This window comes from Bradyrhizobium sp., assembly GCF_030654605.1.
Lineage (GTDB): Bacteria > Pseudomonadota > Alphaproteobacteria > Rhizobiales > Xanthobacteraceae > Bradyrhizobium.
In genome coordinates this window covers 1-13,388 of the sequence record NZ_JAURXB010000008.1, presented here as the reverse complement: position 1 = coordinate 13,388, position 13,388 = coordinate 1, and the positions used below count along the sequence as shown (strand labels likewise).

The window sequence follows — 13,388 nt, the reverse complement described above, 5'->3', positions numbered from 1 at the left end:
GCCGGATCCCGCCAACAAGATGACGGTGCGCGAGCTCGCCAGGGTCGCCCGCCACATTATCCTGACCCATCCGGATTTCTACAAACTGTACGGCGAACGCGAATTCACCTGGAACAAGATCCGGCAGCAGAATCGCAATCCGCTGCTGAACGCGCTCGAAGGCGCCGACGGGCTGAAGACCGGCCACACCCGGGACGGCGGCTACGGCATGGTCGGCTCGGCCGTGCAGGACGGCTTGCGGTTGATCGTCGTGGTCAACGGCCTTGAAGATGCCGGCGATCGCGCCTCGGAAGCCAGGAAGATGCTGGAATGGGGATTTCGCAATTTCGAGGCCCGCACATTGTTCGCCGCCCAGCAGCCGGTCGGATGGGCCAGGGTGTTCGGCGGCGAGAGCCGCTCGGTCAAGCTCACCAGTTCCGAGCCGATCAAGGTGATGGTGCAGAAAAACGGCACCGATAAACTGATTGCGCGCGTGGTCTATAACGGCCCGGTGCGGGCGCCGGTCGAGGCCGGCCAGCGGGTCGGCTTCGTCAAGGTCTGGCGCGGCGCCAACCTCGCGATGGAAGCGCCGGTCCATGCGGCCGAGCCGGTCGCCCAGGGATCGACGATGCGGCGGGCGATCGACGGTGCGAGCGAACTCGTGATCGGGATGTTTCGCGCCGGCGCCGAGAAGCTCTGACCATGGCCGAGCCAGCGGTCCACCGAGTGCCCGGACGCGGACGATTCATCACCTTTGAAGGCGGCGAGGGATCTGGCAAATCCACCCAGATCAAGACGCTGGCGGAACGCCTCAACGCAGCGAAGTTGCGCACCCTCGTCACCCGCGAGCCCGGCGGATCCCCGGGCGCCGAGATCATCCGGCATCTGGTGCTGTCAGGCATGGGCAAGCTGCTCGGCCCCGACGCCGAAACGCTGTTGTTCGCGGCCGCGCGCGACGACCATGTGCGCACGGTGATCGAGCCGGCGCTGGCCAGGGGCACCTGGGTTTTGTGCGACCGGTTTTCGGATTCGACGCGCGCCTATCAGGGCAGGCTGGGGCAGGTCACGCCGGCCTTTCTCGACGCGATGCAGCGCGTCACCATCGGCGATCTCAAGCCCGATCTGACGCTGATTCTCGATGTTCCCGTGGAGGTCGGCATGAAGCGCGCGGCGATCCGGCGTGGCGCCGGCGCGCCCGACCGCTTCGAATCGGAAGACCTCAAATTTCATCAGGATTTGCGCGAGGCGTACCGGCAGATTGCCGCCGACGATCCGCAGCGCTGCGTGCTGATCGACGCCAATGCCGATCCCGCGACCGTCGCAGCCGCCGTGTGGGCTTCATTGCGCGAACGCTTCTTCAAAGCCAATGTCGGCAGTATGGCCAATCTCGCATGAGCGCCCGCAAGGTTGAGCAGGACGTCGCGGCGCCTCATCCGCGCGAAACCACCGCCTGGTTCGGCCATCGCGATGCCGAAATGGCGTTGCTGGATGCCTATCGCAGCGGGCGCATTCCGCACGCCTGGCTGATCGGCGGCGCGCAGGGCATCGGCAAGGCGACGCTGGCCTATCGGATGGCAAAGTTCGTGCTCGCCCATCGCAATCCGCTGGCGCCTTCCGTGCAGGACGCCAGAACCCTTCACGTCGAGCCCGCCGATCCGGTCGCGCGCCTTGTCGCGGCTGGCGCCCATGGCGGCCTGCTGACGCTGGAGCGCAGCCTCAACGACAAGGGCGTGATGCGCAGCGTGATCACCGTCGACGAGACCCGGGAGACCATCGGGTTTTTCGGCTCGACCGCGGCGGTGGAGGGCTGGCGGGTCTGCATCGTCGATACCGTCGACGAACTCAATCCCAACGCCGCCAACGCGCTGCTGAAGATTCTCGAGGAGCCGCCGCAGCAATCGCTGTTCCTGCTGGTCAGCCACGCGCCGGCGCGGGTGCTGGCGACGATCCAGTCGCGCTGCCGCAAACTGCCGCTGCGGCCTCTCTCGACCTCCGACGTCATCGCCGCGGCCGCCGCGGCCACCCACATCGCTATCGACGATCCCGCGCTCAACGAGGCCGCGGAAGCCGCGGAGGGCAGCGTGTCGCGGGCGCTGACGCTGCTCGGCGGCGATGCCCTGAAACTGCATCAGCGCACCGCGGCGCTGCTGGCGACCCTGCCGCGGGTCGATCCGCGCGAGCTGCATGCGCTCGGCGATGCGCTCGGCGGCAGCGACCGGGTGGCGCTGGCGGCGTTCATCGACAGCGTCGAGCGCTGGGTCAGCGCGCGGCTGCGGGCCGACGACGCCAATGCCAACGCCAACCTTCCCCGCCTTGCACGGCTGGCGGAGGTGTGGGAAAAGATCAGCCGCGCCGCGCGCGACACCGAATCATACAATCTCGAGCGAAAACCACTGGTTTTCTCGGTGTTCGGGATGCTTGCGGAAGCAACGCGATAAGCGGCTGTGCTCGCGGTCATTCTCAACAATTCTGTTTGAGCCATAAAGGAATTCGTGGTGGCGAAGCCTAAGAAGAAAACGTCCAGGAAGCGCAAGGCGAAGACCGCCGGCAAGCCGGCTCGCGCCAAAACGGCGAAGTCATCAGGAGTGAAAAAGCGGGCGAAGGCGACCAAGCGCGGGGCGAAGAAGGCTGCCAAGAAATCCGTCAAGAGAACAGCCAAGAAAGCGGTCAAGAAAACGGTCAAGAAAACGGCCAAGAAAGATGCAAAGAAGATAAGCAAGAAGTCGGGCAAGAAGGCCGCACCCGCTAAAAAGGCAACCAGAAAGCCGGCGAAGAAATCGGCCGGCAAGACAAAATCGAACAAGGTCGTTTCAACGCCGACAAAAGTGCCCGCTGCCCAAGCCGTCAGAAAGGCCGCCGTCAAATCTGCGAAAAAGCCTGTTACCGTCACCACCACGCCGGCCGCCGTCGATACCAACAAATTCTACATCACGACCGCGATCGCATACCCCAACGGTGTGCCGCATATCGGCCACGCCTATGAGGCGATCGCGACCGATGCGCTGGCGCGGTTTGCGCGGCTCGACGGCAAGGACGTGTTTTTCCTGACCGGAACCGACGAGCACGGCCAGAAGATGGTCCAGACCGCGGAAGCCGAAAAGCTGCCGACGCTGGACGTCGCGACCCGCAATGCGCTCCGCTTCAAGGAGATGGACGAGCGTCTCAACGTCTCGTTCGACCGTTTCATCCGCACTACCGAACAGCAGCATCACCGCTCCGTCCAGGAAATCTGGAAGCGGATGGCCGCCAATGGCGACATCTATCTCGACAGCTATGCCGGCTGGTATTCGGTGCGCGACGAAGCCTATTACGCCGAGGACGAAACCATCGTCGGCGAAGACAATGTGCGACGCGGACCGCAGGGCACGGCGGTCGAGTGGGTCGAGGAGAAGAGCTATTTCTTCAAATTGTCGGCCTATCAGGACAAGTTGCTGAAGCTGTACGAGACTCAGCCTGACTTCATCGGGCCGGACTCCCGCAAGAACGAAGTGGTCAGCTTCGTCAGAGGCGGTTTGCGGGACCTGTCGATTTCGCGCACCACCTTCGACTGGGGCGTCAAGGTTCCCGGCGACCCCGAGCATGTGATGTATGTCTGGGTTGACGCCCTGACCAACTACATCACCGGCGTCGGCTTTCCCGACGAGAGCGACGCCAACTGGCGCTACTGGCCGGCCGACCTGCACATCATCGGCAAGGACATCATCCGTTTCCACGCGGTGTACTGGCCGGCATTCCTGATGTCGGCGGGCATTCCGGTGCAGAAGCGGGTCTTTGCCCACGGCTTCCTGTTCAGCCGCGGCGAGAAAATGTCGAAATCGCTCGGCAACGTGGTCGACCCCTTCAATCTCGCCGATCAATACGGCGTCGATCAGGTGCGCTACTTCTTCCTGCGCGAGGTGCCGTTCGGCCAGGACGGCAACTACAATCACGAAGCCATCGTCGCCCGCATCAATGCCGACCTCGCCAACGATCTCGGCAATCTGGCGCAGCGCTCGCTGTCGATGATCGCAAAGCAGCTCGAGGGCGTGCTGCCTGAGCCCGGCGAGTTCAGCGACAACGACAGGGCGATGCTGGCGCAGGCCGATGGCATGCTGGAACTGGCGCGCACGGCGATGGCGACGCAGCAGATTCACCAGGCGCTCAACGCGGTCTGGGCCGTGGTGGCGGAAGCCAACCGCTATTTCGCGGGCGAGGCGCCGTGGGCGCTGGCGAAAACCGATCCGGCGCGGCAGCGAACGGTGCTGTACGTCACCGCGGAAGTGGTGCGTCAGGTCGCCATTCTGGCGCAACCCGTGATGCCCGACTCCTCGGCGAAGATGCTCGACAGCCTCGGTGTGCCCGTGGATGCGCGTAATTTTGCAGCGCTTGCCACGCGCATCAAGGCAGGCACGAAACTGCCGGCGCCGATCGGGATCTTCCCGCGTTACGTCGAACCTAAAGAGCCACCGGGCGGCGCCCAATAATGCTCGTCGACAGCCACTGCCACCTCGATTTTCCCGATTTTGCCGACGATCTCGAAGGCATCGTCGCGCGGGCGGAATCGGCGGGAATAGGGCGCATCGTGACCATCTCGACGCGGGTGAGGCGGCTTGCCGGATTGCTCGCGATCGCGGAGCGGTTTCCCAACGTCTATTGCTCGGTCGGCACCCATCCGCATCACGCCGACGAGGAAGACGGCATTGCCGCAGCCGAACTGATCGAACTGGCCAGCCATCCCAAGGTCGTGGCGCTGGGCGAGGCGGGGCTGGATAATTTCTACGACAACGGCTCGCCGGAAGCGCAGGAGCGCGGCTTTCGCGCCCACATCGCCGCCGCCCGCTTAACCGGCCTGCCGCTGGTGATCCATACCCGCGCTGCCGACGAGGCCTGTGGCCGCATCCTCGAGGACGAGATGGCCAAGGGTCCGTTTCGCGCAGTGCTGCATTGCTACACCGGCGGCCGCGATCTCGCGATGCAGGCGATTGACCTCGGCCTGTCGATTTCATTCACGGGCATTCTGACCTTCAAGAAGTCGCAGGCCCTGCGCGATCTCGCGGCCGAGCTTCCAGCCGATCGCATCATGGTGGAAACCGACGCGCCGTATCTGGCGCCCGGCAAATTCCGCGGCAAGCGCAACGAGCCTGCTTACGTGGTCGAGGTCGCAAAAGTGCTGGCGGAGACGCGGGGCGTTTCGCTGGACGAGATTTCGCGCCAGACCACGGAGAATTTCTTCTGCCTGTTCAGCAAGGTGCCGGCTCCGAAAGCTATCGCATGACGCTGACGCTGACAGTTCTCGGCTGCGGATCATCGGCCGGCGTGCCGCGTCCGGCGCTGGGCTGGGGCGCCTGCGACCCCACAAATCCAAGGAATCGCCGCCGCCGCTGCTCGCTGCTGGCGGAGCGCGCCGGGAAGGGCGGTCTCACGCGGATCGTGATCGATACCTCGCCCGATTTGCGCGAGCAGTTGATCGACGCCAATGTCGATCACATCGACGCGGTGTTCCTGACCCATGAGCATGCCGACCAGACCCACGGGATCGACGATCTGCGCTCGGTCGTGCTGCATCAGCGCCGGCGGATTCCGGTTTACCTGAACCGGTCGACCGCCGACCATATCCTGCTGCGGTTCTCCTATTGCTTCCTGGCGCCGCCCGGCAGCGACTATCCGCCGATCCTCGACCAGCATTCGATCGAAGCCGGCGAAAGCCGGACCATCGAAGGCAAGGGCGGGGCGATGACGCTTTCCGCCTTCATCATGCAGCACGGCAACATCCAGGCGCTGGGCTATCGCATCGGCGATGCCGCCTACACGCCCGATGTCAGCGACATCCCGGCCGAGAGCTGGCCGTTCTTGAGAGATCTCGATCTCTGGGTCATCGACGGGCTGCGCTATGCCGCCCATCCCAGCCATTTCAGCGTCAACGACGCGCTGGCCTGGATCGACCGCTTCAAGCCGCGCCGCGCCGTCATCACCAACATGCATTCCGACCTCGATTACGAGGTGCTGCGGCAGAGCCTGCCGCAGGGCGTGATTCCGGCCTATGACGGCATGCGGCTGACGCTGGAGCGGGCGGATTAGATCGGCACGCGGCTACGGCACCACTCCATCGACGTCATTGCGAGGAGCGCTTGCGACGAAGCAATCCATGCCGCAAACACAAGGAAGCTGGATTGCTTCGCTTCGCTCGCAATGGTGTGGAAGCAATTGTGCTTCAGATCAAAAACAGCCGCTTCCAGCCACAATCCCTCACGCCGTGATCGCCTTGGCCGAATCCACCTGATTGCGCAGCATGAATTTCTGGATTTTGCCCGTCGATGTCTTCGGGATCGGCCCGAACACCACGGCCTTCGGCGTCTTGAAACCGGACATCTGGCTGCGGCAGAACGCGATGATCTCGGCTTCGGTCGCTTGCGCGTTCTCTTTCAGTTCAACGAAGGCGCAGGGCACTTCGCCCCATTTGGAATCCGGCTTTGCCACCACGGCGGCGAACAGCACGGCCGGGTGCTTGTAGAGCACGTCCTCGACCTCGACCGAACTGATGTTTTCGCCGCCTGAAATGATGATGTCCTTGGAGCGGTCCTTGATGATGACGTAGCCGTGCGCATCGAGCACGCCGAGATCGCCGGTGTGAAACCAGCCGCCCGCAAAGGCCTCGTTGGTGGCCTTCTCGTTCTTGAGATAGCCCTTCATCACGATATTGCCGCGGAACATGACCTCGCCGATGGTCTCGCCGTCGCGCGGCACCTCGCGCATGGTGGCGGGATCGAGCACGGTGATGGCTTCCTGCAGCGGGTAGGGCACGCCCTGCCGGCGCTTCAGTTGCGCGCGCTGGTCGGCCGGAAGGTCATCCCAGCCCGGCTGCTCCGCGCAGACCGAGGCCGGGCCATAGACCTCGGTGAGACCGTAGACATGGGTCAGCTTGATACCGATGCTTTCGGCGCCTTCCAGCACCGCCACCGGAGGCGCCGCGCCCGCGATCAGCCCCACGACCGGCCGCGCTGCCGTGCCCTTTGGTGCGTCCGGCGCGTTGATCAGCGTGTTGTAGACGATCGGTGCGCCGCACATGTGGGTGACGCCATGCGCCTTGATCAGCTCGAAGATTTTCGTCGGATCGACCTTGCGCAGGCAGACATTGACGCCGGCCGACGCCGCGATGGTCCATGGAAAGCACCAGCCGTTGCAGTGGAACATCGGCAGCGTCCACAAATACACCGGATGCTGGCCGAGCCCGCCTGCGAGGATGTTGCTGACGGCGTTGAGATAGGCGCCGCGATGGTGGGTCACGACGCCCTTGGGATTGCCTGTGGTGCCCGAGGTATAGCTGAGCGCGATGGCGTCCCATTCGTCGGCCGGCAGCCGCGCGACGAAGCTTTCGTCGCCCTGCGCCACCGCGGCCTCGTATTCGAGTTCGCCGATGCGTTTTCCGCCGGCGAACGAGACATCGTCGACGTCGATGACTAGGGGTTTTGGGCCCTTCATCAGGGTGAGCGCCTCGCTGATCACGCCGGCAAATTCCGGATCGACCAGGATGATCCTGGCGCCGCCATGATCGAGCTGGAACGCGATCGAGGCGGCATCGAGCCGGATGTTGAGCGCATTGAGCACGGCGCCCGCCATCGGCACCGCGAAATGCAGTTCGTTCATCGCGGGGATGTTCGGCAGCATCGCCGCGACCGTGTCGCCATGGCCGATGCCGCGGCCCGCGAGGTACGAGGCAAAACGACGGCAGCGCGCATAGGTTTGCGACCAGGTGAAGCTGCGGCCTTCATAGACGGTGCTGACGTGATCGGGATAGATCGCGGCGGTTCGCGCCAGGAAACTCAGCGGCGTCAGCGCCACGTAGTTGGCGGGCGTCTTGTCCAGACCGATGCTGTACTGGTTTTGCCTGCTCATTTGATCCTCCGGTGACGTCGGCTTTTCCGCGTAGCATATTCTACGATCTGCGCCGGAGGGCCAGAAGTTGCTTTTGTCCGGCAAACTTCATTGAAACAGCAGATTTTTCGGATAAGTCATTGGTTTAACTTGCTAACATTATATTCCATAATATACCTTATGCGAATCTCGCATATGGAGGTTCGTGTCGTTCGTGTCGTTGAGGTGCTGCCCGCGTCCCATCGTATCTGTGCATGGGGTTGTTTTCGACTTTTTGGGTCCGGGGCTCCTTACCGCCCCCGGAACGTCGGCTTGCGCCGGCCGAGGAACGCCGCGACGCCTTCCTTGTGGTCCTCGCTGAGGCTGGCCAGCGCGAACTGATCGACGTCCATGTGGCTGGCGAGGTCGTCGAGCGCATGGGTCAGCCGGTTGACGGTCAGCTTGGTCATGGCGACCGACAGCGGCGGCTGGGCGGCGACCTTGGTGGCCAGCGCCATGGCGGCACCGAAGGCTCCGCCGGGCTCGGCCACCTCCTCCACCAGGCCCCATTCGTAGGCCTCGGCGGCCGAGATGCGCTGGTCGGCCAGGATCACTGCCTGCTTGGTGCGGGCCGGTCCGATCAAATGCAGCATGCGCGGCACGCTCTGCCAGCTCATGTTCATGCCGAGGCCGATCTCGGGCACCCGCATGTGGCCGTCGCGGGCCATGACGCGAAAGTCCAGCGCCACCGCCAGGGCCACGCCGCCGCCGACGCAAAACCCCTCAATGGCGCCGATCGTGATCTGTTCCATCTCCTGCCAGGCCCGGGTCAGCCGCGGTCCCAGTTTCAGGTGCCGCCGCAGCGTCCCCAGGTCCATCGTGGCGCGCGAGCGGCCCTCGGGGTCCTTGAGGTCAAAGCCGGCGGTGAACGCCCTGGCGCCACCGGTCAGCACCACGACCGAGGTGTCGCCGTCGTCCTCGAAACTGCGCGCGGCGTCGGTGAGCTGGCGCAGCGCCTCCGGCGACAGCGCGTTGATGCCGTCGCCGCGGTCGAAGCGCACCACGGCGATGCGTCCCTCGGGCCCGAGGCCCTTCTCGATGGTGACAAACCCGGCCAATTCAGCGTCTCCCTGCCCGCCATCTTCCGGACGGCGTTATCGTTGCGCCCAATGGCGTCAATTTTATCCAGTTTCTTATAACCGCGTTCACTGCCTCCGCAACATTGCGGATCTCTCCTCAATTCAGGCCATAGCTGATGCTAAGGCTCGCCACGAACCAAGGCAGATCATGACATTTCAAATTTCGACGCGTGGCGATGCGCTGCGCCATACGGCCGGCCGTGTGGCCGTGGCGGTCAGCCTCACCGTGGTGATGACCGCGGCCACGATGTTGCTGCAGCTGGGCACCGACCTCGATGCCAGCGTCCGCGTCGGCGCGGTGATTTTCTCGACCATCTGCGCTGCCGTCGTGATCTCGGCCCTGCTCGCGGGCGGCCTGAGCTTTCGATCCGCCCTCTTGATGCGGGATCTGACACTGGCGCGCAGCGAACTGGCCCGGATATCCCGCACCGATCAATTGACCGGCTTGCTCAACCGGCGCGGCTTCGACGAGAGCGCGGCATTGACCCTGAGGTCGGCATTTGCCGCCAATCTGCCGGCAGTTGTTTTCATGTGCGACGTCGATCACTTCAAGTCCATCAACGACCGGTTCGGCCATGCCTTCGGCGACAAGGTGCTGGTCGAGATCGCCGACGTGTTGCGTGGTTTCGCCGGCAAGAAAGGTGTCCTGGTCGGACGGCACGGCGGCGAGGAATTTGCCGCGCTGATGATCGGAATCACCCGCGAACAGGCCGCGCAATACGCCGAGAATATCCGCCATGCCTGCGCTGCCAGGGAAATCTCGATCGATGACGATTCCACGCGCGTGACCATCAGCATCGGCTTCACGGTCGCACGCGAGGAACTCGACCTCTCGACCATCATGCGGGTGGCCGACCGGGCCCTCTACATCGCCAAACACGCCGGACGCAATCAGGTGGCGCGGGCCGATGCAGCTTCGCTGGTTGCGGCCTGAGCGGCCGGCTCACAGATGGCCGGTCCGATGGTGGTCGGGCTTGCTGTCCGGCACCGGAAACCGGATCGTCGTGCCGATGGTGATCCAGTTGGCGTCTTCCCCCGAAATATTGCGGCCGTAGATGACGTCGACCGAGAAAATCTCGTTCGGACGGTAGCGCAGGCCGGTCTGAAATCGCGGCCGCACCGCGCTCGGCGTACCCGATGTCCCGGCCTGGCCGAACGTCTCGATGGTCCATTGCAGGGTTTCGGTGAGTTTCCAGTCGAAGCCAAGGCCATAGGTCAGGTAATGCCGATCGACGCTACGATCCCACAGCCAGCCGGCGTTGAGGTTGATCCGGGTGGTCTCGGAAAGCCGGTAGGTCGCCGGTATCGTCGCAAAGGCGGTGAGGTGTTCCCCCGTCGACGCATCGAACGCCCCGCCGGCACTGAAGGCAACGCCGAACCTTCCGATTCCCGTCGGAGCGATATTCCACTTGGCCTTGGGGGCGAGCGAGGTGCTCCAGTCACCTTCGCTGCGGGACCTCACGGTCTGCATGCTCAATTCCACCGGCCTGAAGACATTGACCACGCAGGAGGGATTGGCGACGGCCGAAAAATCGGTGTTGGTCGCCGCCTGCAGCCAGCTTTCGACCTTGCAGGATCCGGCCTCGCCGATGTCGGCGGCATCGACCGCATAGGCGCCGTTGGCCGCCCGGGCGCCATTCGACAGGAATAGCGCAGCAGCTGCCGTTATCCCCGCAAAGGCTATGCGTTTTGCTCCCTGCCCCATGAGCGCACGCTAGCAGAGTCCGCAGGCCTCGACATACCCACAATCTTGCGTATCTTCCCGATATGACCGGACATGACCACGACCACCATCACCACGACCATTCGGAATTGTCCGAGACCGAGCTGCGGGTGCGCGCGCTTGAGACCATCCTGACCGAAAAGGGCTATGTCGATCCGGCCGCGCTCGATCTTCTGATCGAGACCTACGAAACCAGGGTCGGACCCCGCAACGGCGCCCGGGTCGTGGCGCGGGCATGGTCCGATCCGGCTTTTCGCGCCCGCCTGCTCGGGGATGCCACGCCGGCGATCGGCGAACTCGGCTATGCCGGGCGCCAGGGCGAGCATATCGTGGCGGTCGAGAACACACATCAACTGCACAACATGGTCGTGTGCACGCTGTGCTCCTGTTATCCGTGGCCGGTGCTGGGACTGCCGCCGGTCTGGTACAAATCCGCCCCCTATCGCTCCAAGGCGGTCAAGGATCCGCGCGGCGTGCTGGCCGATTTCGGTTTCGAGCTGCCCGACAGCACCGAGATTCGCGTCTGGGATTCGACCGCGGAAATTCGCTATTTCGTGCTGCCGATGCGGCCCGCCGGCACCGAGGGCTGGAGCGAGCAGCGCCTCGCCGACCTCGTCACCCGCGACAGCATGATCGGCACCGGTCTGCCCAAGCAACCGCACGAGGTCGCCTGATGGAGGGCGCGCACGATATGGGCGGCGTGGCGTGGTCCGGTCCGGTGCTACCAGAACCTGACGAGCCGGTATTTCACGCCGAATGGGAGCGGCGCGCGTTCGCGATCACGCTGGCGATGGGAATGCCCGGCGGCTGGAACATCGACATGTCGCGCTTCGCCCGCGAGAACCGGCCGCCCGAAGAGTATTTGAGCAAGAGCTACTACGAGATCTGGCTAGCTGGCCTCGAACGGCTGATGCTGGAGCGCGGCCTGGTCACGGCGGACGAGATCGAGGCCGGCAAGCCGCTGCATCCGGCCAAGCCGGTGGCGAGAACGCTGTCATCCGACGGTGTCGCGGCCATGCTGCACCGCGGCGGGCCGACCCAGCGCGAGGTCAGGAGCCCTGCGCTGTTCGCGGTCGGCAACCGCGTCCGCACCAAAATGATCCATCCGCCGACCCATACGCGGCTGCCGCGCTACGTGCGCGGGCATGTCGGCGTCGTCGAACTGCTGCATGGCGTTCACGTCTTCCCTGACAGCAACGCGCTGGGCCAGGAAAATCCGCAGTGGCTCTACACCGTGACCTTCGACGGCCGCGAATTGTGGGGGCCTGACGGCGACGCCTCGGTCAAGACTTCGGTCGACGCCTGGGAATCCTATCTGGAGCCCGCCTGATGCTATCAGATCCACAAGCAGCCCTCGACGCCACCCGCATTGTTCCGGGCATTCCCCGCGATACCGACGGCCCGGTGTTCCGCGAGCCCTGGGAAGCGCAGGCCTTCGCGATGGCGCTGGCGCTGCATGCGCGCGGGCTGTTCAGCTGGAACGAATGGGCGGCCGCGCTGGCGCAAGAGATCAAGCGCGCGCAGGCGGCCGGCGATGCCGATACCGGCGAGACCTATTACCGGCACTGGCTGGCGACGCTCGAAAGGCTGATCGCCGACAAGGGTGTCGCGACGACAGCCACCCTGCACCGCTACCGCGACGCCTGGGACCACGCCGCCGACCGTACCCCGCACGGCTCGCCGATCGTATTGCTGCCGGAAGATTTTACGAATTAAGCGGGCGCGCCGCGTATTCCTGCCAGCCCCTGGCGCGCAGCGCACAGGCCGGGCATTCGCCGCAGCCATAGCCCCAGTCGTGGCGCGCGCCGCGTTCGCCGAGATAGCAGGTGTGGGAATGTTCGCGGATCAGGTCGACCAGCCCTGCCCCGCCGAGGTCATGCGCCAGTTGCCAGGTCGAGGCCTTGTCCAGCCACATCAGCGGCGTATGCAGTTCGAACGATCTGGCCATGCCGAGATTGAGCGCGGTCTGCAGCGCCTTGATGGTCTCGTCGCGGCAATCCGGATAGCCGGAATAATCGGTCTCGCACATGCCGCCGATGATATGGGTGATGCCGCGCCGGTAGGCCAGCGCGGCGGCAAAAGTCAAAAACATCAGGTTGCGGCCGGGCACGAAGGTGTTGGGCAGGCCGTCCGCGCCCATGGCGATGGCGACATCGCGGGTCAGCGCGGTATCGGAAATATCGGCCAAAGTGGGAATATCCAGCGTATGGCTTTCGCCGAGCTTCTCTGCCCAATCCGTGCGCAGTGACTTCATGCCGTCGAGCAGACGCTCCCGGCATTGCAACTCGATGGCGTGGCGCTGCCCGTAGTCGAAGCCGAGCATTTCGACACGCCCAAAACGCTGCAACGCCCAGGCAAGGCAGGTGGCGGAATCCTGTCCGCCGGAAAACAGCACCAGCGCGGTTTCGGTTTGGAGTTGGTCGCTCATGGCGTGCCCATAGCACTCATCGACCTCAGGGCCAATCGGTGGAAACATCCGCCTGCCCGGTTCGTTTCGCTGGGACGGGGGCTCCGGTTGCGGCATAAGGCCTGATCCTCTCTCCGGACCCGGTGCGTCATGACCCCTTCCCGCGATATTTCACGCCTGCTCGAAATCATGGCGGCGCTGCGCACACCCGGCAGCGGCTGTCCGTGGGATCTCGAACAGAAGTGCGCGACCATCGCGCCTTACACCATCGAGGAAGCCTATGAAGTCGCCGACGCCATCGCGCGCGGCG

General features: G+C 64.4%; 14 protein-coding genes and 1 pseudogene. 11 read left to right on the top strand and 4 right to left on the bottom strand.

Translation table 11 applies throughout. From position 1 onward, the window contains the following. The 6 genes from Q7U29_RS00570 to Q7U29_RS00545 form a co-directional block, all read left to right on the top strand. The coding region (locus Q7U29_RS00570; RefSeq protein ID WP_370691671.1) for a D-alanyl-D-alanine carboxypeptidase family protein at positions 1-679 on the top strand (679 nt) is incomplete at its 5' end. Between the two features lie 2 nt (positions 680-681). Then, entirely contained in the window at positions 682-1,374 is a 693-nt protein-coding gene (gene tmk, locus Q7U29_RS00565; RefSeq protein ID WP_304737329.1) for a dTMP kinase, read from the top strand. Continuing rightward, entirely contained in the window at positions 1,371-2,417 is a 1,047-nt protein-coding gene (locus Q7U29_RS00560; RefSeq protein WP_304737327.1) for a DNA polymerase III subunit delta', read from the top strand. The genes tmk and Q7U29_RS00560 overlap by 4 nt, the downstream gene beginning before the upstream one ends. Before the next feature lie 54 nt (positions 2,418-2,471). Beyond that, positions 2,472-4,442 (top strand): methionine--tRNA ligase, encoded by a 1,971-nt coding sequence (gene metG, locus Q7U29_RS00555; protein WP_370691670.1) that lies wholly within the window; start codon positions 2,472-2,474, stop codon positions 4,440-4,442. Continuing rightward, positions 4,442-5,233 carry a TatD family hydrolase gene (locus Q7U29_RS00550; protein ID WP_304737324.1) on the top strand — a complete coding sequence of 264 codons (792 nt, stop codon included), beginning with the start codon at positions 4,442-4,444 and terminating at the stop codon, positions 5,231-5,233. Before metG ends, Q7U29_RS00550 begins: the two co-directional genes overlap by 1 nt. Then, entirely contained in the window at positions 5,230-6,036 is an 807-nt protein-coding gene (locus tag Q7U29_RS00545) for an MBL fold metallo-hydrolase (protein ID WP_304737322.1), read from the top strand. The genes Q7U29_RS00550 and Q7U29_RS00545 overlap by 4 nt, the downstream gene beginning before the upstream one ends. 168 nt (positions 6,037-6,204) lie before the next feature. On the opposite strand, the gene Q7U29_RS00540 is transcribed toward Q7U29_RS00545, so the two are convergent. Both Q7U29_RS00540 and Q7U29_RS00535 read right to left on the bottom strand, forming a co-directional pair. Further along, the gene (locus Q7U29_RS00540; RefSeq protein WP_304737320.1) at positions 6,205-7,851 is read right to left on the bottom strand and encodes an acyl-CoA synthetase; all 1,647 of its coding nucleotides are present in this window, start codon (positions 7,849-7,851) and stop codon (positions 6,205-6,207) included. Between the two features lie 269 nt (positions 7,852-8,120). After that, complete coding sequence (locus Q7U29_RS00535; protein WP_304737318.1) at positions 8,121-8,927, bottom strand: enoyl-CoA hydratase/isomerase family protein; 807 nt, start codon at positions 8,925-8,927, stop codon at positions 8,121-8,123. Between the two features lie 169 nt (positions 8,928-9,096). Here Q7U29_RS00535 and Q7U29_RS00530 point away from each other — a divergent pair, with 169 nt between their 5' ends. After that, positions 9,097-9,882: a GGDEF domain-containing protein gene (locus Q7U29_RS00530; RefSeq protein ID WP_304737317.1), complete on the top strand. Its 786-nt coding sequence runs from the start codon at positions 9,097-9,099 to the stop codon at positions 9,880-9,882. Between the two features lie 9 nt (positions 9,883-9,891). Here Q7U29_RS00530 and Q7U29_RS00525 read toward each other — a convergent pair whose 3' ends face one another. Next, the gene (locus tag Q7U29_RS00525; protein WP_304737315.1) at positions 9,892-10,653 is read right to left on the bottom strand and encodes a hypothetical protein; all 762 of its coding nucleotides are present in this window, start codon (positions 10,651-10,653) and stop codon (positions 9,892-9,894) included. 62 nt (positions 10,654-10,715) lie between these two features. On the opposite strand from Q7U29_RS00525, the gene nthA reads away from it, so the two are divergent. From nthA to Q7U29_RS00510, 3 genes are read left to right on the top strand one after another with little or no spacing between them, the layout of a single operon-like run. Continuing rightward, a complete protein-coding gene (gene nthA, locus Q7U29_RS00520) occupies positions 10,716-11,345 on the top strand; it encodes a nitrile hydratase subunit alpha (protein ID WP_304737314.1) in 630 nt (209 codons plus the stop codon). Further along, entirely contained in the window at positions 11,345-12,001 is a 657-nt protein-coding gene (gene nthB / locus Q7U29_RS00515) for a nitrile hydratase subunit beta (RefSeq protein ID WP_304737313.1), read from the top strand. The genes nthA and nthB overlap by 1 nt, the downstream gene beginning before the upstream one ends. Further along, on the top strand, positions 12,001-12,387 hold the full coding sequence (locus Q7U29_RS00510; RefSeq protein ID WP_304737311.1) for a nitrile hydratase accessory protein: 387 nt from the start codon (positions 12,001-12,003) through the stop codon (positions 12,385-12,387). Before nthB ends, Q7U29_RS00510 begins: the two co-directional genes overlap by 1 nt. Here the strand turns inward: Q7U29_RS00510 and queC are convergent. Further along, positions 12,377-13,099, bottom strand: coding sequence for a 7-cyano-7-deazaguanine synthase QueC (gene queC / locus Q7U29_RS00505; protein ID WP_304737310.1), 723 nt, complete (start codon positions 13,097-13,099; stop codon positions 12,377-12,379). The two genes, Q7U29_RS00510 and queC, sit on opposite strands and share 11 nt — an antisense overlap. A gap of 129 nt (positions 13,100-13,228) precedes the next feature. On the opposite strand from queC, the pseudogene Q7U29_RS00500 reads away from it, so the two are divergent. After that, positions 13,229-13,388: pseudogene (locus tag Q7U29_RS00500) on the top strand (nucleoside triphosphate pyrophosphohydrolase); the annotation flags it as partial.